The sequence below is a fragment of the Mangrovactinospora gilvigrisea genome (genome assembly GCF_001879105.1).
GTDB classification, from domain to species: domain Bacteria; phylum Actinomycetota; class Actinomycetes; order Streptomycetales; family Streptomycetaceae; genus Mangrovactinospora; species Mangrovactinospora gilvigrisea.
The window spans coordinates 1-18,019 of the sequence record NZ_MLCF01000056.1 but is presented as its reverse complement, the minus strand read 5'-3'; the positions used below and the strand labels follow the sequence as shown (position 1 = coordinate 18,019).

15 protein-coding genes are annotated in these 18,019 nt (G+C 71.9%); 6 read left to right on the top strand and 9 right to left on the bottom strand.

What is annotated here, in order from left to right:
- Positions 1-603: 603 nt before the first annotated feature.
- Together BIV57_RS11680 and BIV57_RS11675 are read right to left on the bottom strand one after the other, a co-directional pair.
- Positions 604-2,814, bottom strand: coding sequence for a SpoIIE family protein phosphatase (locus tag BIV57_RS11680; protein ID WP_245797573.1), 2,211 nt, complete (start codon positions 2,812-2,814; stop codon positions 604-606).
- Between the two features lie 287 nt (positions 2,815-3,101).
- Positions 3,102-4,085, bottom strand: a complete 984-nt coding sequence (locus tag BIV57_RS11675) for an NAD(P)-dependent oxidoreductase (protein WP_071656675.1) — start codon at positions 4,083-4,085, stop codon at positions 3,102-3,104.
- 79 nt (positions 4,086-4,164) lie between these two features.
- Between BIV57_RS11675 and BIV57_RS11670 the strand changes: the two genes are divergently transcribed.
- The 5 genes from BIV57_RS11670 (at position 4,165) to BIV57_RS11650 (ending at position 8,365) form a co-directional block, all read left to right on the top strand.
- The gene (locus BIV57_RS11670; protein WP_071656674.1) at positions 4,165-4,533 is read left to right on the top strand and encodes a hypothetical protein; all 369 of its coding nucleotides are present in this window, start codon (positions 4,165-4,167) and stop codon (positions 4,531-4,533) included.
- A gap of 272 nt (positions 4,534-4,805) precedes the next feature.
- The gene (locus BIV57_RS11665; protein ID WP_071656673.1) at positions 4,806-5,771 is read left to right on the top strand and encodes an ABC transporter ATP-binding protein; all 966 of its coding nucleotides are present in this window, start codon (positions 4,806-4,808) and stop codon (positions 5,769-5,771) included.
- The gene (locus BIV57_RS11660; RefSeq protein WP_071656672.1) at positions 5,768-6,493 is read left to right on the top strand and encodes an ABC transporter permease; all 726 of its coding nucleotides are present in this window, start codon (positions 5,768-5,770) and stop codon (positions 6,491-6,493) included. The genes BIV57_RS11665 and BIV57_RS11660 overlap by 4 nt, the downstream gene beginning before the upstream one ends.
- Positions 6,494-6,515: 22 nt before the next feature.
- A complete protein-coding gene (locus BIV57_RS11655) occupies positions 6,516-7,730 on the top strand; it encodes a sensor histidine kinase (protein WP_071656671.1) in 1,215 nt (404 codons plus the stop codon).
- 26 nt (positions 7,731-7,756) lie between these two features.
- Positions 7,757-8,365: a response regulator transcription factor gene (locus tag BIV57_RS11650; protein ID WP_071656699.1), complete on the top strand. Its 609-nt coding sequence runs from the start codon at positions 7,757-7,759 to the stop codon at positions 8,363-8,365.
- A gap of 9 nt (positions 8,366-8,374) precedes the next feature.
- On the opposite strand, the gene BIV57_RS11645 is transcribed toward BIV57_RS11650, so the two are convergent.
- Positions 8,375-8,773 (bottom strand): (deoxy)nucleoside triphosphate pyrophosphohydrolase, encoded by a 399-nt coding sequence (locus tag BIV57_RS11645; RefSeq protein ID WP_071656670.1) that lies wholly within the window; start codon positions 8,771-8,773, stop codon positions 8,375-8,377.
- Positions 8,774-8,829: 56 nt separating this feature from the next.
- Complete coding sequence (locus BIV57_RS11640; protein ID WP_071656669.1) at positions 8,830-10,446, bottom strand: APC family permease; 1,617 nt, start codon at positions 10,444-10,446, stop codon at positions 8,830-8,832.
- Positions 10,447-10,717: 271 nt separating this feature from the next.
- Here BIV57_RS11640 and BIV57_RS11635 point away from each other — a divergent pair, with 271 nt between their 5' ends.
- A complete protein-coding gene (locus BIV57_RS11635; RefSeq protein WP_071656668.1) occupies positions 10,718-11,500 on the top strand; it encodes a DsbA family protein in 783 nt (260 codons plus the stop codon).
- A 24-nt stretch (positions 11,501-11,524) separates the two neighbouring features.
- Here BIV57_RS11635 and BIV57_RS11630 read toward each other — a convergent pair whose 3' ends face one another.
- The 5 genes from BIV57_RS11630 to BIV57_RS11610 all read right to left on the bottom strand — a co-directional run bounded on the left by BIV57_RS11630 (position 11,525) and on the right by BIV57_RS11610 (position 17,984).
- Positions 11,525-13,165 (bottom strand): type 2 periplasmic-binding domain-containing protein, encoded by a 1,641-nt coding sequence (locus BIV57_RS11630; RefSeq protein ID WP_071656667.1) that lies wholly within the window; start codon positions 13,163-13,165, stop codon positions 11,525-11,527.
- A 169-nt stretch (positions 13,166-13,334) separates the two neighbouring features.
- The gene (locus BIV57_RS11625) at positions 13,335-14,966 is read right to left on the bottom strand and encodes a type 2 periplasmic-binding domain-containing protein (RefSeq protein WP_071656666.1); all 1,632 of its coding nucleotides are present in this window, start codon (positions 14,964-14,966) and stop codon (positions 13,335-13,337) included.
- A gap of 49 nt (positions 14,967-15,015) precedes the next feature.
- Positions 15,016-15,978, bottom strand: a complete 963-nt coding sequence (locus BIV57_RS11620) for a carbohydrate ABC transporter permease (RefSeq protein ID WP_079170242.1) — start codon at positions 15,976-15,978, stop codon at positions 15,016-15,018.
- Entirely contained in the window at positions 15,975-16,964 is a 990-nt protein-coding gene (locus BIV57_RS11615) for an ABC transporter permease (protein WP_107409547.1), read from the bottom strand. The genes BIV57_RS11620 and BIV57_RS11615 overlap by 4 nt, the downstream gene beginning before the upstream one ends.
- Positions 16,965-17,120: 156 nt before the next feature.
- Positions 17,121-17,984 (bottom strand): bifunctional 5,10-methylenetetrahydrofolate dehydrogenase/5,10-methenyltetrahydrofolate cyclohydrolase, encoded by an 864-nt coding sequence (locus BIV57_RS11610; protein WP_071656664.1) that lies wholly within the window; start codon positions 17,982-17,984, stop codon positions 17,121-17,123.
- Between the last annotated feature and the right edge of the window lie 35 nt (positions 17,985-18,019).

Sequence of the window (18,019 nt, the reverse complement as noted above, 5' to 3'; positions counted from 1 at the left end):
CAGCAGAACCGGCGGGCGGCCTCAGGGTCTTGGTCGCGCGCGGACCGCCGCGAGGCCCGCCGAAGGCAACCAACCCGAAGCCGACGTCACGATACCGACACCGTCGGTAGCCCCCCCCCGTCCGCGCGCGAAGCGCCGCGGAGCGGCAGAGCCGACGGGCGGCAGCAGAGGCCGCGCGCGAGGCGGCAGAGCCGGCGGCCAGCCGCATGGTCCTCGCCGCGCGCGAAGTGCTGCGAGGCGGCAGAGCCGGCGGGCGGCCTCAGGGTCTTGGTCGCGCGCGAACCGCCACGACGCCCGCCGAAGGCAACCAACCCGAAGCCGACGTCACGGTACCGACACCGTCGGTAGCCCCCCGTCCGCGCGCTAAGCGCCGCGAGGACGGCCGCGGGCAACCGACCCGGAGTGAACGTGGCGGTGCCGACACCGGCGGCCGCGCGCGAAGCGCTGCGGGGGTGTATGGGCGGCAGCGGAACTGGCGACGCTGGGCGGCAGAGCCGGCCGGGCCGCACGCGGGAGGGAGCCCGTGGGATGGCAGCCGGACCTGGCGCCGGTGGGCGGGTGGGGTGCCGGGGCGGAGGGGCGGCTAGGACGTGGGGCGGGGGGTCAGCCGACCAGGACCGTGGAGGGGAGGGCGAGTTCGAACCAGACGGTCTTGCCGCGCGGGGTGCGCCGCGAGCCCCACCGGTCGGCGAGCATGCCCACCAGCTGAAGGCCGCGCCCGCCCTCGTCCGTCGCCCGGGCCCGGCGCTGCCGCGGCTGCGCCAGCGCCGAGTCCCACACCTCGCACACGATCGACCGATCCCGCAGCAGCCGCAGGCGGATGTCCCCGTACCCGTGCCGCAGCGCGTTCGTCACCAGCTCGCTCACCAGCAGCTCCGCGACGTCGACCAGGTCGTCCAGCCCCCGCTCGGAGAGCCACACCCGGGTCAGCTCGCGTGCCTTGGAGACCGACGGCGCCTGCGGCGGAAGCGTCCAGTCGCCGACCGCGTCGTCCGCCAGCGCGTCGATGCGGGCCATCAGCAGCGCGGTGTCGTCCTCGCCGTGGTGCGGGTGGAGCGCGCCCAGCACGTGGTCGCAGACGTCCTCCAGATCCCGCGCCGGCGCCGCCAGCGAGCGGCGCAGCAGGTTGAGGCCGTCCTCCAGCGCGTGGTTGCGCGACTCCACCAGCCCGTCCGTGTAGAGGGCGAGCAGCGCCCCGTCCGGGAGCTCTATGTCGACCTCCTCGAACGGCTCGCCGCCCGCGCCCACGCCGAGCGGCAGCCCGGACGGCAGGTCGAGCATCAGCGGCGGGTCGTCGGGGCGCACCACCACCGGCGGGAGGTGGCCCGCGTTGGCGAAGGTGCAGCGCCGCGTAACCGGGTCGTAGACCGCGTAGACGCAGGTGGCGAGGTAGATCTCGGAGAGGTCCTCGGGGTTCTCCTGGGCCGGGCGGGACGGCCCGCCGCCCGCGTCGCCGCCCCGCGCCGGCCCCGGCAGCGTCGGCGGATCCGCCAGTCCCCGGGCGATCTCGTCCAGCGCGGCGAGCACCTCGGCGGGCTCCAGGTCGAGCATCGCCAGCGTCCGCACCGCGGTGCGGAGTTGGCCCATCGAGACGGCGGCGCGCAGCCCGCGCCCCATCACGTCGCCGACCACCAGCGCGGTGCGGTGGCCGGGCAGCGGGATGACGTCGAACCAGTCGCCGCCCACCTCGCTCGCGGTCGAGCCGGGCAGGTAGCGGCAGGCGATGGAGAGCCCGGAGGCTGCCGGCCGGCCAGGCGGCAGGAGGCTGCGCTGCAGCAGCAGCGCCCGCTCGTGCTCCCTCCGGTACAGCCGGGCGTTGTCGAGGCAGACCGCGGCCCGGGAGGCGAGCTCCTCGGCGAGCAGCATGTCGCGCTCGCTGAACGGCTCGCTGCCCTTGGTGCGGGAGAAGAGCACCAGCCCGAGCACCGTGCCGCGGGCGGCCATCGGCACCACCAGGGTGGACTGGATGATGCCGTCCAGGTTGTCGGCGTGCTCGCCCTCCTCGGGGAGCACGGCCGTGCGCCCGGAGGCGAGCGCGCGGGCGTAGGGGGTCTCGGCCGGGTAGACGCGGGTGCCGCCGACGTCGATCGGGCCGCGGCCGGCGCCGGCCACCGCGGAGGCGCCCGCCACCCGGCGGACCTCGCCGGGGGCCGCCGTGCCGCCCGCGCCGGGGGTGTCGTCGCCGGCCAGCAGGGCGCTGTAGAGGTCGACGGAGGCCAGGTCGCAGAAGTGCGGGACGGCGACGTCCAGCAGCTCGCGGGCGGTGGTCTCCAGGTCGAGCGTCGAACCGATGTGGGTGGCGGCGTCGTTGATGAGGGCGAGGTTGCGGCGGGCGCGGGCGGCCTCGCGCTCGGCGCGCTGCTGCCCGGTGACATCGACGGCCATCGCGGCGACGCCGGCGGGTCCGCCGCCCGCGTCGTTGAGCCGGTACAGGGACAGCGCCCAGCGGCCGCGGCCCACCACCCGGAGCTGGGTGACGGGCGTGCCGCTGTCGTTGACGCGGCGCAGCGCGGCGTGCAGCCGGTCGGCCTCCTGGCCGGGCAGCAGGTCGTGGGCGGCCAGCCCGGGGTGCTCGGCGGCGGGTATGCCGTCGAGCGCGGCGAACTGGTCGTTGACGCGGATCACCCGCAGCGCGGTGTCGAACAGCGCGAAGCCGACCGGGGACTGGCCGAAGAGCGCCTCGGCGGCCAGCGCTCCGACCTCCATCGGCCCGTGCTCGGGTGCTGCGTCAGGGGTCGCCGGGGACGCCTGGCGGTGGAGCCGGGCGCCCTCGTCCCGCTCGACCTGCTCGGCGTACAACCGCCTCTCGCTCACGCGTTCCCCTTCCGAGGTGCGGAGTGACCGGGCCCGCTGTGCTGCCCGGTGCCTCCCCGCACCTTCACGCTCGCCGTATCCGTACGGAGCCCTTGCCCTGCCGGCTCCGTACTCGCACCGCCGACGCCTGAGTATTCATCATGCGCCGGTCCTCGCGCTGCCTCACGATGCGTCCAATTTCCCCGTCGACGCCTCGGGTAACCCGACTCATCGCGATCAGCCCTCAATCGGGCCGTTGACCAACCTATATGACTCTCCGTCAGGAGAGGCGGAAACATCGGATGCGGTCACTCGGACCGGGTCGCGCGGGCAGCGCTCGCGCCCCCCGCGGCGCCGCCCGCGATGCGGTTCAGCTGCCGATAGATAGCGGAATGGTCAAGGTCGCCGTCCCCGTTGGCGACCAGCGCGGCGTAGAGCTGCTCCACGACGGCGGTGAGCGGCAGCGGCGTTCCGGAGGCGCGGCCGGCGTCCAGGGCGAAGTCGAGGTCCTTGAGCTGGAAGACGGCCCGGCCGCCGGGCGCGAAGTCGCCGGAGAGCCACTTCTCCCGCTTCACCTCCAGCGCGGTGCTGCCCGCGAGACCGCCGGAGAGCACCTCCAGCAGGGCCGATGCGTCGAGACCGCCGCGTTCGGCGAGCAGCAGGGCCTCGGAGACGGCGGTGAGGGTGGCGGCGACGACGATCTGGTTGGCGGCCTTGGCCAATTGGCCGGAACCGAGCGGTCCAAGGTGGCGGATGGTGCTGCCGAGGGACGCCAGCACGGGGCGCAGCCGCGCCAGATCGGCGTCGTCCCCGCCCGCCATGACGGACAGTTCGGCGCGCTCGGCGCCCACGTCCCCGCCGGAGACGGGGGCGTCGACGACGTGCACCCCGTCGCGGGCGAGGCGCTCCCCGAGCTCGCGCACGCCGACCGGGGAGACGGTGCCCATCACGACGAGCAGCGGCGCCGCGGCGGACGCCTGACCCGGCCCGGCGTCCCCGCTCCGCCACCCGGCGAGGAGGCCGTCCGGGCCGGCGAGGACCTCCTCGACCTGCGGCAGATCGGGGAGGACGGTGAGGACCGTGCGGGCGCGGGCCGCCGCCTCCGCCGGGGTGGCGGCGAGGTGCGCGCCGGCCGCGGCGAGATCGCGGGAGCGGTGGTCGGCGGTGCGGTTCCACACCGTGGTGGCGTGGCCGGCGCGCAGCAGGTTGGCCGCCATCGGGCGGCCCATCGCGCCGAGTCCGAGCAGCGCGACTTCAGAGGTTGCGGCCCCGTCGGGGCGGGAGTTCGGCATGCTTCCCATGATGCGTCCGGGTCCGGAGGGATCGCTCCGGAGGGGCCCGTACCGGCGGCCGGAGACCTACCGTGGAGGCATGTCCGGGGACAGCAGGAACCGTGACGAGCTGAGGACCGAGCTGGAGGCCGCCCTCGCGGCCCGGCGCGATCTGGGGCCGGAGTACGAGCACGCGCTGGTGGAGTCCTTCCTCGATCGGATGGACCATCAGCTGCGGGACGACCGGCGCAGCCGGCTGGCGTCGGAGCGCGAGGCGGCCGCGGCGACCCGCGACCGCGCACGCGAGTCGATGGGCCTGGCGCTGGGCTCCCTGGGCATAGGGGTGCCGCTGTCCGGCATCGCCACCAGCAGCTCGGGCCTGTGGGGCCTGGTGGTCACCTGGCTCGGCATCCTCGGGATCAACGCGATCCACGCGTGGTTCCGACGGGCCAGACGGCAGCACGGCTAGGCCGTTTCTGACGGATATCCGTGGAGGTAGGAGCGGCGCCCGGCGCGTGCGATCGGCGTGCCGCACGATGGCCGTCGCAGTGGTTTTGCGTCGGTCTTCGGGCGGTGCGGCGAGCGTGCGTGCCGGGCGTCGCGACGCCGCGGAGATCCGTCAGAAGCGGCCTAGCCCCGTCCCGCCCCCGGCGCGCTGGGCGCGGGCCGTGACATCTGTCATGCAGAAGTCACGATCCACGGCACTGCAGCGGGCACCCCCCGGCGCGCGAAGCTCTTCCCATGACCGCAAACGGGAAGACCACGGGGGTCTCGGTGGGAGCCGAGATCGGCCGTTTCGAGGACGTCCGCAAGGACTACGGCAGCGTCACCGCCGTCGACGGGGTGTCGTTCACCCTCCGCGCCGGGGAGACGGTCGCCTTCCTCGGCCCCAACGGGGCCGGCAAGTCCACCAGCCTCGACATGCTGCTCGGCCTGCGCGAGCCCTCCTCGGGCCGGGTCAGCCTCTTCGACGGCAGCCCCCGGGACGCCATCGCGTCCGGCCGGGTCGGCGCCATGCTGCAGAGCGGCGGGCTGATGGAGGACGTCACCGTCCGCGAGCTGATCCGCCTCTCCTGCGACCTGCACCCGCACCGCCGCCCCGTCGACGAGGTCCTCGCCGACGCCGGCCTCACCGAGATCGCCGACCGCCGCTCGGACAAGCTCTCCGGCGGCCAGGCGCAGCGGCTCCGGTTCGGGATGGCCATCGCGGGCCGCAGCGACCTGATCGTCCTCGACGAGCCCACCGTGGGCATGGACGTGAGCGCCCGTCAGGCCTTCTGGAAGAGCATGCGGACCATCGCCGACTCCGGCCGGACCGTCCTGTTCGCCACGCACTACCTCGAGGAGGCCGACAACGTCGCCGACCGCGTGCTGGTCGTCAACCGCGGCCGGCTGATCGCGGACGGCACCGCCGCCGAGATCAAGGACCGGGCCGGCGCCCGGCACGTCTCCTTCGACCTCGAGGAGCTCCCCGCCCGCAGCCTGCTGGAGCAGCTGCCCGCGCTGGTCTCCCTGGAGGTGCACGGCCGCACCGTGCGGATGCGCACCTCGGACGCGGACGCCACCGTCGCCGCCGTCTACGGCGCCGGGCTCTACCCGCGCGGCCTGGAGGTCACCAGCGTCGGCCTGGAGCAGGCCTTCCTCACCCTCACCGCCGACGACGAGAACCACACGCAGCGCAACGACGAGCAGGGGGCCCTCCGATGAGCACGCTGATCCGCCTCGAGGTCATCCGGATCTTCCGCAACAAGAAGGTCGTCTTCTTCACGCTGCTCTACCCGGCGATCCTCTACATGATCTTCGCGCAGAGCTCCGGCCGGATCGGCGGCCTCTCGGTGAAGCTCTACGTGATGGTCTCCATGGCCGCGTTCGGCGCGGTCGGGGCCACCCTGATGTCCACTGCGCAGGGCATCTCCCAGGAGCGCGCCAAGGGGTGGGTGCGCCAGCTGCGGCTCACCGCGCTCAACCAGAACGGCTACGTGATCTCCAAGATCATCGCTGCGGCGGCCACCAGCGGTCCGGCCATCGCCGTGGTGATGCTCGTCGGCGGCCTGGTGAACGGCGTGCGGATGCCGGCCTGGCAGTGGCCCGTGCTGCTGATCGCGCTCTGGCTGGGCAGCCTGGTCTTCGCCGCGCTGGGCGTCGCGCTCGGCTACCTCGGCTCGCCGAGCACCATCCAGCCCATCCTGATGATCTGCTACCTGGGCCTGTCGCTGCTCGGCGGGCTGTGGATGCCGACCACCGGCTTCCCGACCGTGCTGCGGAAGATCTCCGAGGCGATGCCGACCTACCGGTTCGGCGCCATCGGCCGGACCATCGAGGCGGGCCAGTTCCCGCACGGCGCCGACCTCGCGGTCCTCGCCGGCTACCTGGTCGTCTTCGTGGTCCTCGCCGGCCGGCTCTACCGCCGCGACCGGTCCCGGGCCTGACCGCGACTGCGAGGATGGGGACATGACCGACGACACCCCGCCGCTGATGGGGCGCCGCCCGGAGAACACCCGGGAGCGCCTCACCAAGGTGAGCTGGATGCTCATCTGGATGCTCTACCTGGTCCAGGTGATCGCCGACCTGGTCTCCCGGCCGATGTCGGGCTGGGAGCAGGCGCTCGGCTGGGTCGGCCTGGTGGTCTTCGTCGGCGCCTACATCGCCCTGGTGATGTACGGCCCGGACCAGCGCCGCCGGGCCGTCGCGTACCCGCTGATCGGCGCGATGCTGGCGAGCGCGGTCGCCACCTCGCTCGTCCTCGGCGAGCACTGGCTGCCGCTCTTCATCTACGTCTCCGTCTGCTTCGGGGCCGCGCTCCGGCCGCCCTACTCGGTCCTCGGCAACCTCGGCTGCGCGGGCCTGGTGATCGTCTGCGGGCTGCTGAACGGCTCCGACACCGGCACCATCACCGCGCTCACCATCACCGCCGCCCTCTCCGGGCTGGCCATGATCGGTCTGCGCCGGCTGATCGAGACCAACCGCGAGCTGCAGGCCGCCCGGGCGACCATCGCCAGCATGGCGGCCACCGAGGAGCGGCTGCGCCTCGCCCGCGATCTGCACGACCTGCTCGGCCACTCGCTCTCGCTGATCACGCTGAAGAGCGAGCTGGCCGGCCGGCTGCTGCCGGACCGCCCGGAGGCCGCGGCCGGGCAGGTCGCCGACATCGAGAAGGTCAGCCGGCAGGCGCTGGTGGACGTCCGGGAGGCCGTCTCCGGCTACCGCCGGGCCACGGTGGACGGCGAACTCGCCTCCGCCAAGGACGCGATGCGCAGCGCCGGGATCATCGCCACCGTCGCGCCCGAGCTGGACCGGCTCGCCGCGGACGGCCACCCCCGGCTGGCGCCGGACCGCGCCGGGGCGCTCGCCTGGGCGCTGCGAGAGGCGGCCACCAACGCGGTGCGGCACAGCGGCGCGGCCCGCTGCACGCTGGGCATCGAGGCGTGGGACGACCGGATCGCCGTGGTGGTGACGGACGACGGGGAGGGGGCGCCGTCCGACGCCGCGTCACCCGGCAACGGCCTGCGCGGCCTTGAGGAGCGGCTGCTGCTCGTCGACGGGACGCTGGAGACCGGCCCCGGCCCGCGCGGCCGCGGCTTCCGGCTGCGGGCGTCGGTGCCGCTGCTGCCGGAGCTGCCGGAGCCCGCCGAGGGACGGGCGGACGAGGCGGACGTCCCCGGGTGATCGCCGGGGCGCGGTACCGTTCGCGTGTGATTCGGGTGCTGCTGGCTGAGGACCAGGCGATGGTGCGGGAGGCGCTGGCCACCCTGCTCGGCCTGGAGGACGACATCGAGGTGGCCGTCCAGGCGCCCAACGGCGCCGGGCTGGTGGAGCTGGCCCGCGAGCACGCGGTGGACGTGGCGCTGCTGGACATCGAGATGCCGGGACGCGGCGGCATCGAGGCGGCGGGCGATCTGACGGCGTCCGGGCTGGGCGTGAAGGTCGTCATCCTGACCACCTTCGGCCGCCCCGGGTATCTGCGCCGGGCGATGGAGGCCGGCGCCTCCGCGTTCCTGGTGAAGGACGCGCCGGCCGCGCAGCTGGCGGACGCGGTGCGCAAGGTCCTGGCCGGCGAGCGCGTCATCGACCCCGCGCTGGCCGCGGAGGCGCTGGCGGGCGGCGCGAACCCGCTGACGGCGCGGGAGCGGGACGTGCTGCGCGCCGCGGCGGACGGCGCCGCGACGAATGCGGACATCGCGCAGCTGCTCCACCTGTCGCAGGGCACCGTGCGGAACTATCTGTCCCTGGCGATCCAGAAGACGGGTGCGCGCAACCGGGCGGAGGCGGCGCGGGCCGCGCGGGACAAGGGCTGGCTCTGAGCCCGCGGGTCAGCCCCGCGCGGGGTCGAGGTGATCCGCCAGCACCGCGGCCGCCTCGCGGTCCTGCGGGAGCCAGTCGACGGCGGGGAGTTGATCCGGGGTCAGCCACCGGAGCGCGTCGTGGTCGTCCCGGGCGCCCGGTTCGGGGGAACCCGGCACCAGCTCCGCGAGCAGCACGCGCAGCACGAAGCCCGGCTTGGGCAGCGGCCACTCCCCCGGCAGCGCTCCGGTGACCCGGGCCACGACGCCCAGCTCCTCCTCCAGCTCGCGGACCAGCGCCTGGGCGTCGGTCTCGCCGGGCTCCACCTTGCCGCCGGGGAACTCCCAGCCCGGCACGGGCGCGAGGCGCCGCGCGGCGAGCACCCGCCCGCCGCGCGTGACGGCCCCGCCGACCACGATCTGCGTCATGGCCGGCAGGCTACCGGGAACAGCACTGCCTTCCGGCCAGTGGGACGGACGGGGCGTCAGGCGCTCTCGCCCGCGCCGGTGACGGCGGCGGCGTCGGCGGCCTCCTGGCGGGCCCGGCGCAGGCTGGGGTTGTTCCAGGAGCTGCGCACGCCCCACCAGTAGAAGACCAGGCCCAGCACCCCGACCAGGACCATGTCCCAGCCCTCGGGGATCCAGCCGCGGCCGCCGAACTCCTTGCCGCCGGCGTAGGAGACGAAGGCCATCACCACCAGGTAGGCGACCATCCAGAGGCCGGCCTTGACGTGCCGGGCGAGCTCCGGACCGGGCTTGCGCAACTCGTACCAGGCCCACACCGGCAGCCCGACCACCATGATGATGATGACCTTGCCGGTGAGCGGCCAGCGCGCCCAGTAGAGCACCAGCGAGCCGAAGACCATGGCGATCGGCGCGATCACCGGCATCGCCCGCAGCCGCACCGGGCGGTGCAGTTCGGGCGCGATCCGGCGGAGCGACATCACCGCGATGGGGCCGGTGATGTAGGAGATGACGGTGGCCACCGAGACGATGTCGGCGAGCGCGCCCCAGCCGCGGAAGACCACCAGGAACAGATAGGCGACGATCAGGTTGAGCACCAGCGCCGGGCGCGGCACCCCGGTCTTGGGGTTGACCCGGCCGAAGATGCCCGGCAGATGGCCGTTCTCCTGGACGCCCTGCACCATCCGCGAGGTGGTCGCGGCGTAGATCATGCCGGTGCCGGACGGGGAGATGAAGGCGTCCGCGTAGAGCAGCACGGCCAGCCAGTTGAGCCCCCAGGCGAGGCCGAGGTCGGCGAGCGGGGAGTTGAAGTTGACGCCGGCCCAGCCGCCGTGCGCCAGGTTCGAGGACGGCACCGCGCCGAGGAACGCCAGTTGCAGGAAGACGTAGATCACCAGCGCGATGAGGATGGAGCCGACCACCGCCCGGGGCAGCGCCTTGCGCGGGTTGCGGGCCTCGCCGGCGAGGTTCAGCGGCGACTGGAAGCCGTTGAAGGCCCAGACGATGCCGGAGGTGGCCACCGCGGTGAAGACCGCGTTCCAGCCGCTCGGCGCGAAGCCGCCGTAGCGGTGGTAGTTGGCGGTGTCGAAGTGCGCGCCGATCAGCGCCGCGGCCGTCAGGCAGGGCACCACGATCTTGAAGACCGTGATGGCGGTGTTGGTCTTGGCGAACAGCGAGATGGCGAACCAGTTGAGCAGGAAGTAGACGAGCACCAGGACGGCCGCGCACGCCACGCCGGAGCCGGTCAGCTCCTTGCCGTTGTAGAGGCCGTGCGCCCAGGCGAAGTTCCAGCTCGCCATGTACTGGATGGAGGCGGTGGCCTCGCCGGGGATCACCGAGACGATGGCGATCCAGTTCGCCCAGGCGGCCAGGTAGCCGGCGAGCGAGCCGTGCGAGTACTGGCCGTAGCGGACCATCCCGCCGCCCTTGGGGAACATCGCGCCCAGCTCGGTGTAGGTGAGGGCGATGGTCAGCGCCACCACGGCGCCGATCACCCAGGCGAAGACCGCCGCCGGGCCGGCCAGCACGGCCGCCTTCTGGGAGCCGAAGAGCCATCCGGAGCCGATGATGGATCCCAGCCCGGTGGCGGTCAGGGCCAAGGTCCCCAGAGACCGCCGGTAGTTGCTCGAACCGGACACGCTGTCTTCCTAACCTGAATGACCTGGCAGAGGGCGCAAGCAACCTGACAGGTACGTTCAAAGTGCCGGGCCACTCTAGCCCCTGACCCGGGATGCGGAAGAACACCTGGGATTCGTCCGATAATCGGCGGGTGGCGCGAGATGCCGGAACGTCACCCCTGCGGGTGGCGCCGACCCGCCTGCACCGCCCGGCACACCCGCCCGGTTAGGCTCACTTGGAGCAGTTTCCCTCGATTGCGCCGAGGACCGTTCCGAGGAAAGTGAGCATTCCGTGACCCGTGTGACCCGCCGCACCGCGGCAGCCCTGGCCGGCGCCACCGCCCTGGCGCTCACGCTGGCCGCCTGCGGAAGCAGCGGCGGCTCCTCTTCGTCCGGCTCGTCCGGTTCGTCCTCCTCGTCGGCGGCGAAGCCGACGAAGGCCGACGCCAAGAAGCCGGGCGCGGCCACCTGGGCGGCGCTCGGCAAGCTCCCGGTGAAGGTCGACTCCGCGGGCGCGATCGTCGTCGGCAACCCGAGCGCGAAGAACACCCTCGCCATCTACGAGGACCCGCGCTGCCCGTACTGCAAGCAGTTCGAGACGACGAACATCGACACCCTGGCGGCCGCCGCGGCCAGCGGCAAGATCAAGTTCGAGTACACCCTCGCCAGCTTCCTCGACGCCAACCTGGGCGGCGACGGCTCCAAGCGGGCCGTCAACGCGCTGCGCGCCGCGGTCGACAAGGGCCAGGGCAAGTTCCCGCAGATGCACGCGCTCATCTACGAGAACCAGCCCGAGGAGACCGACAAGAACGCCTTCGAGAACAAGGACCTCATCGGCCTGGCGATGAACGTCGACGGCCTCGCCGACGCGTCGTTCGACAAGGCCGTCAACGGCAACCAGTTCTCCTCCTTCGTCACCGCCTCCGAGAAGAAGTTCCAGGAGGACCTGACGAAGAAGAAGGTCCAGCTGAGCACCCCGACCGTCTTCCTCAACGACAAGCAGGTCAGCGCCGCCAACCTGATGGACGCCGGGAAGTTCTCCGCGGTGCTCAAGGGCGTCGGCATCACCGCCTGACGCCCTCGGGGGGCGCTGGTCAGCTCATGCCTTGGCCAGCGCCTGCTCGTACTCGTGGCGCATCGCGTCGCCGCCCTGGGAGCGCCAGGTCTTCACCCCGGCCTTCCAGTCGGAGATCTTCTTCCGGCCGGCGACCACGTCCACCAGCAAGGTGCTCATCGTGGTGCTCAGCTCGGCGCCCTTGTTGGTGTAGGTGTCGGAGTACAGGCCGTTGACGGGGTTCGACCACGCCATCGCCGCCAGCTGCTTCTCCACCTGGTAGGTGTGCTTGGCGCGGGCCGGGGCGCCCGGCGCGTAGGTCGCCGACGGGCCCTGGGTGAAGGTGCCGACCGGCGAGTAGGTGGTGACGGCCTCGGACTGGCCCTGCGCGGTCGACTTCACGTCGCCGTCCTTGGTGCGCGCCCAGTCCCGGCCCTCGATGCCGAAGTGCAGGAACAGGTGCTCCTCGGTGCCGAACGGCGCGGCCAGGTAGTTCATCACGTTGAGCAGGGTGGGGATGCGCGCCTTGTCCACCTGGTTGCTGATCGCGGTGAAGCCGATGGAGCCGTAGTTGAGGTCGAAGTGGACCTTGGCGCCGGCGTGCGCGGGGAACGGGATGATGACGTCGGCCGGCCAGGAGAGGTTGGGGGTGGCGACGAGGGCGCTCGGCTGGGCCTCCACATAGGCGCCCAGCTGCTGCCCGCCCTGCACCTTGGTGGAGGCGTCGGCGACGTTGACGTCCGGCCAGAAGAGGTTCGCCTGGCGGCACTTGACGGCGAACTCGATGGCGGCCAGGTACTCGTCGGTCTCGTAGTTGGCGGTGAGCTTGCCGCCCTCGTTGCGCCAGCCGTTCGGCGCCCCGTACCACTCGCCGAACATGTGCACGGCGTTCGGGTAGAAGGGCTCCAGGACGTACTTCTTGCGCTTGGCGTCCAGCAGCTCCTTGCACTTGTTGAAGAAGTCGTCGGCGCTGGTGAACGTCGCGCCGCCGACCGGCTTCCAGAAGTCGGCGTTGACGACGTACACCTGGCCCAGGTGGCCCTGGGTGACGGTGACTCCGGCGATCTTCCCGTCGATGACGGAGGTCTTCCAGGAGTAGGTCGGGAGCCCGGCGAGGTTGGGGTACTTCTTGACGGCGCTGCCGCTGAGGTAGGGCGTCAGGTCGTGGAACTTCGCCTGGAGCAGCTGGGGGACCTTCTGCAGGCCCTGGTTCGGCGGGAACCACACCAGCTCGGGTATCTGGCCGCCGGCGATGATCGAGTTGAACTTGCCGAGGTAGCCGTCGCCGACGTCCTGGGTGACGGTCATGTCCAGGGTCGAGCCGAGGCGCTTGTTCAGCTCCGCCAGGTACTGGTTGGAGCTGCCCGACGGCATCGGGGTGGTCCAGGTCTCGGTGAGGACGCTGATCGGCTTGCCGTCGCCGGGCGCGGAGGCGACCGACTTCACCGGGTTGGCCGGGTAGCGCAGGTACACCGGGTCGACGCCGCCGAGCTGCCCGGCGATGTCGGGCGTGGCGGTCTTGCCGGGGGCGTAGACGGGGAGCTTGGTCTTCGCCGACTTGGCGGCCCCACCGGACCCGGAGGCCGCGGACCCGCCGCACGCCGAGAGGGCCGGGAGCCCGACGGCGGCCGCGGCCGCGCCGGTGGCCGCGAGGAGGGTCCGTCTGGAGGGGGAGGCGGTGCTCATGTTCGTTCAGCTCCTTGCATCGAAGGGTGGAGCAGAGGGGGGAAACGGAACACGGGTGGTGCCTTGCCGTATGCAGTTGTGGTGCTGGTGGTGCGACCCGGCGGCCGGCCGCGGTTCGGGGCCGCGGCCGGCCGCCGGGAGTCTGGAGTCTGGAGTTTTTATTCGCCCGTCAGGACTTGGCGAGCGCCTTCTCGTACTCCGAGCGCATCTGGTCGCCGCCCTGGGAGCGCCAGGTCTTCACCCCGCCCTTCCAGGCGGAGAGCGGCTTGCGGCCCGCGACGATGTCGTTGAGCAGGTCGTACATGTTCTGCGTCAGCGTCGCGCCCTTGTTGGTGTTGGTGTCCGAGTAGAGCCCGTTGACGGGGTTCTCGATCGCCATCGCGTGGAGCTGCTTCTGCACCTCGTTGACGCGCTTGGCGCGCGCCGGCGCGCCCGGGGCGTAGACGTAGGGCGGGGCCTGGGTGAAGTTCTGGATGGGCGAGAAGGAGGTGACGGCCTCGGCCTGGCCCTTGGCGGTGATGGTGAGGTCGCCGCTGCTGGTGCGCTTGTAGTCGCGGCCCTCGATGCCGTAGGTGAGGAAGAGGTTCTCCTCGGTGCCCATCGGGGCGGCGAGGTAGTCCATCACCTTGAGCAGGGTGGGGATGCGCGCCTTGTCCACCCCGTTGCTGATCGCGGTGAAGCCGATCGAGCCGTAGTTGAGGTGGAAGTTGGGCTTGCTGCCCGACTCGGCGGCGAACGGCACCATCGCGTCGGCCGGCCAGGAGAGGTTGTCCGCGGTCGAGATCGCCTTCGGCATCGACTCCACATAGGCGCCGATCTGGCCGCCGGCCACCTTGGGGTTGGCGTTGGCGAGGGTGGCGTCCGGCCAGAAGAGGTTGGCCTTGAAGCACTTCACCGCGAACTCGAGCGCCGCGAAGTACTCGTCCGACTCGAACATGTGGGTGAGCTTGCCGCCCTTGTCCGCCCAGGAGTTGGGGGCGCCCCACCACTCGCTGAACAGGTGCACCGCGTTGATGTACGCGGGCTCCAGCGGGTACTTCTTGGTCCGCTGGTCGACCAGCTCCTTGGCCTTGTTGAAGAAGTCGTCGGCGCTGGAGAAGGTGGTGCCGCCGACCTTCTTCCAGAAGTCGCTGTTGACGATGTAGGTCTGGCCGAAGTGGCTCTGGGCGACCGTGACGCCCCAGATCCGGCCGTCCACCACGGACGTCTTCCAGGCGTAGGTCGGCAGGTTGGCGAGGTTGGGGTACTTCCGGACGGCGCTGCCGCTCAGGTAGGGCGTCAGGTCGTGGAACTTCGCCTGGAGCAGCGCGGGGACCTTCTGCAGGCCCTGGTTCGGCGGGAACCACACCAGGTCGGGGATCTGCCCGCCCGCGATGATCGAGTTGAACTTGCCGAGGTAGCCGTCGCCGACGTCCTGGGTGACGGTGAGGTCCAGCTTCGAGCCGAGCCGCTTGTTGAGCTCCGTCATGTACTGGTTGGAGCTGCCGGACGGGGCCGGCTGGACCCACGTCTCGGTGAGCACGCTGATCGGCTTGCCGTCGCCCGGGGCGCCGGAGGTGGCCTTGACCGGGTTCGCCGGGTAGCGCAGGTACACCGGGTCGGGACCGCCGGAGACCCCGGCGATGTCGGGGGCCGCCGTCTTCGCCGCGACGAAGTCGGGCAGCTTGACCTTGGCGGACTTGGCGGCGCCGCCCGAGGTCGCGGCGCCGCTCCCGCAGGCGGTGAGCGAGGCGAGGCCCGCGGCGGACAGGGTTCCGGCGGCGGCGACCCCGAGGAAGCCGCGGCGGTTCAGAGTGCTCATGACTTTTTCTCGCTGTACTGGAGGAGGTTCGGTGGGAGAGGTCGGGCCGTCAGCCCTTGATGGCGCCGGTCAGGACGCCCTTGGCGAAGTACTTCTGGACGAAGGGGTACGCGATCACGATCGGGATGATCGCCAGTACCAGCACGGCCATCTGCAGCGACGTGGAGGGCGGCAGCACCGAGACGCCGAGCGCCTTGGCGTTCATCGACTGGCCCTGCAGCACGTAGGAGCGCAGCACCACCTGGAGCGGCATCTTCGAGGAGTCCTTCATGTACAGGACCGCGTTGAAGAAGCTGTTCCAGTAGGAGACCGCGTAGAAGAGGCCGACGACGGCGATGGGCGCCTTGGAGAGCGGCAGCACGATCCGGGTCAGCACCCGCAGTTCGCCGGCGCCGTCGAGTCTCGCCGCCTCGTGCAGTTCCTCCGGGATCCCCTGGAAGAACGCCCGCACCACGATGATGTTGAAGGCGTTGAGCAGCACCGGGAGGATCAGCGAGGCGTAGCTGTTGAGGAGGTTGAGCTTCTCCACCGTCAGGTACACCGGGATCATGCCGGGGCTGAAGAGGAAGGTGCCGAGCACCAGCATCAGGATCGGCTTGTGCAGGAACGATCCGGTGCGCGAGAGCCCGTAGGCGAGCATCACCGTGCAGATCAGGCTCAGCCCGGTGCCGACCGCCGTCACGCCGAGCGAGACGAACGTGGCGCGGGTGACCACGCCGCCGGCGAGCACCACCCGGTAGGCCTCGAGGGTGGGGTGGTGCGGCAGCAGGACGTAGCCGCCGCCGGCGTTGAGCTCCTTCTGCCCGGCCAGGCTGGTGCCGAGCACCAGCAGGAACGGGTAGCCGATCGCGATGACGATGGCGATCAGGATGATCGCCTTGGCGCCGCGGGTGAGCGGATGGGGCTTCTCCATCCACGGCGGCCGGTCGTACCGCTTCCAGGTGATCATCTCGGCGAAGCGGCCGCGGCTGCCGCCGCGGGGGGCCGCGGAGGTGCTGGTCGTGGTCGTCATCGGTAGATCCCCGACTCTCCGAAGCGGTGGGCGAGCTTGTTGGCGGAAAGGATCAGGGCGAAGCCGATGATGCCCTTCATCAGGCCGGCGGCCGTCGACATGCCCCAGTCGCCGTTGATCACACCGTGGTAGTACACATAGGTGTCGATGACCTCGGAGGCGTCGGCGCCGACCGCGTCGCGCTGCAGGATGATCTGCTCGAAGCCGACGGTCAGCACGTCGCCGAGGCGCATGATGAGCAGCATGATGATCACCGGGCGGATGCCGGGGAGCGTCACGTGCCAGATGCGCCGCCAGGGCCCGGCACCGTCCATCGCCGCGGACTCGTAGAGGTCCGTCGGGACGCTGGCGATGGAGGCGAGGAAGATGATCGTCCCCCAGCCGGTGTCCTTCCAGATGGACTGCGACGTGATCAGCAGCTTGAAGAGGCTGGGGTCGGCCATGATGTTGCCGGTCTGCAGCCCGTGGTTCTCCAGGAAGCCCGTCAGCGTGCCCGCGCCGCCCAGCACCTGCTGGAACATCGCCACCACGACGACCCAGGACAGGAAGTGCGGCAGGTAGACCACCGTCTGGATGGACTTCTTGACGCGCTCGCTGACCAGCGAGTTCAGCAGCAGGGCCAGCGCGATGGGCGCCGGGAAGTAGAGCACCAGCTGGATCGCGGCGATCTCGAGGGTGTTGACCACCGCCGACCAGAAGTCGGCCTGCTGCATCAGCTGGACGAAGTTGGTCATGCCGGTCCAGGGGCTCCCGCTGAACCCGAGGAAGGGGGCGTAGTCCTGGAACGCGACAATGTTGCCCGCGAGCGGTATGTAGCAGAACAGGACGAAGTAGAGGACGCCTGGCAGGCAGAGGAAGAGCAGGGTGCGGTCGCGTCGGAAGCGGACGCGGAGCGGCGGCCGGCTGGCGCGTGGGGCGGCGCTCTGAGCCACGGTCACCTCCCTTTCGGATCCGGCCGTTTGCAGAGGTCTAGACAAAAGGCGCATGGACGGTGCAGCTCGCATCCTGATGCACGATCCCGCTATTTGACAAGACCTGTTCGTTAACGGTTTGGATCAAGCACATCCGCGCATGGTCTGCTCACAAGAAAGAGAGGCCCCGACCGTAACGGGTCGGGGCCTCGGTGTAGCGCGCAGGTTCGATCATGCAGGGGCGTCGGCCCCGTGCTCCGCGGCGCGGACGGTGTGCATCAGCAGCAAAGCCGTGGTCACCGGCCCCACGCCGCCCGGAACCGGGGAGAGCGCGCCGGCGGTCGAGGCGGCCGACTCGGGGTCCACGTCGCCGGCGAGGCCGCCGTCGACGGTGGTGTTGGTGCCGACGTCCACCACCACCGCGCCGGCGGCGAGGTGCTCCCCCGTCAGCAGGTGCGCGCGGCCCACCGCGGCCACCACGATCTCGCCGCCGCGGGTGACGGCGGGGAGGTCGCGGGTGCGGGAGTGGCAGACCGTGACGGTGGCGTTCCGGTCCAGCAGGAGGTGGGCGACGGGCTTGCCGACGACCGTCGAGCGCCCGACCACCACGGCGCGGCGGCCGGCCAGGTCGATGCGGTGGTGGTCCAGGAGGGCGAGCACGGCCTCGGCGGTGGCCGGCGCGAACGCCGGGCGGCCGGCGGCGAGGAGGCCGAGGCTACGGGGGTTGGCGCCGTCGACGTCCTTGGCGGGGTCGATCTCCTCGGCGAGCTGCGCGGGGTCCGCGCCGTCGGGGAGCGGCGTCTGCAGGATGATGCCGTGCACGGCGGGGTCGGCGTTGAGGCGGCGGAGCGCGGCGCGGATCTCGTCCGGGGTGGCGGTCTCGCCGAGGCCGACGGTCTCGGCGGTGATGCCGGCCTTGGCGGCGGCGCGCGAGATGGAGCGGACGTACCAGAGGGACGGGCTGTCGCCCTCCGGATCCGCGGCGAGGACGATGGCGAGCCGCGGCTGCGTGCCCGCCGCGGCGAGCGCGGCGGCGCGCGCGGCGGCCTCCTTCCGCAGCGCCGCCGCCAGTTCGCGTCCGCTCAGCTCCAGCATGATCCGCCACCCTCCGGTCCGTCCCCCGCCAGCCC

Coding starts and splice junctions, on each gene's coding strand:
- BIV57_RS11625 (WP_071656666.1), bottom strand. CDS start 14,966: ATGAGCACTCTGAACCGCCGCGGCTTCCTCGGGGTCGCCGCCGCCGGA.
- BIV57_RS11675 (WP_071656675.1), bottom strand. CDS start 4,085: ATGCCGAACTCCCGCCCCGACGGGGCCGCAACCTCTGAAGTCGCGCTG.
- BIV57_RS11615 (WP_107409547.1), bottom strand. CDS start 16,964: ATGCGCCTTTTGTCTAGACCTCTGCAAACGGCCGGATCCGAAAGGGAG.
- BIV57_RS11610 (WP_071656664.1), bottom strand. CDS start 17,984: ATGCTGGAGCTGAGCGGACGCGAACTGGCGGCGGCGCTGCGGAAGGAG.
- BIV57_RS11670 (WP_071656674.1), top strand. CDS start 4,165: ATGTCCGGGGACAGCAGGAACCGTGACGAGCTGAGGACCGAGCTGGAG.
- BIV57_RS11620 (WP_079170242.1), bottom strand. CDS start 15,978: ATGACGACCACGACCAGCACCTCCGCGGCCCCCCGCGGCGGCAGCCGC.
- BIV57_RS11630 (WP_071656667.1), bottom strand. CDS start 13,165: ATGAGCACCGCCTCCCCCTCCAGACGGACCCTCCTCGCGGCCACCGGC.
- BIV57_RS11655 (WP_071656671.1), top strand. CDS start 6,516: ATGACCGACGACACCCCGCCGCTGATGGGGCGCCGCCCGGAGAACACC.
- BIV57_RS11665 (WP_071656673.1), top strand. CDS start 4,806: ATGACCGCAAACGGGAAGACCACGGGGGTCTCGGTGGGAGCCGAGATC.
- BIV57_RS11645 (WP_071656670.1), bottom strand. CDS start 8,773: ATGACGCAGATCGTGGTCGGCGGGGCCGTCACGCGCGGCGGGCGGGTG.
- BIV57_RS11660 (WP_071656672.1), top strand. CDS start 5,768: ATGAGCACGCTGATCCGCCTCGAGGTCATCCGGATCTTCCGCAACAAG.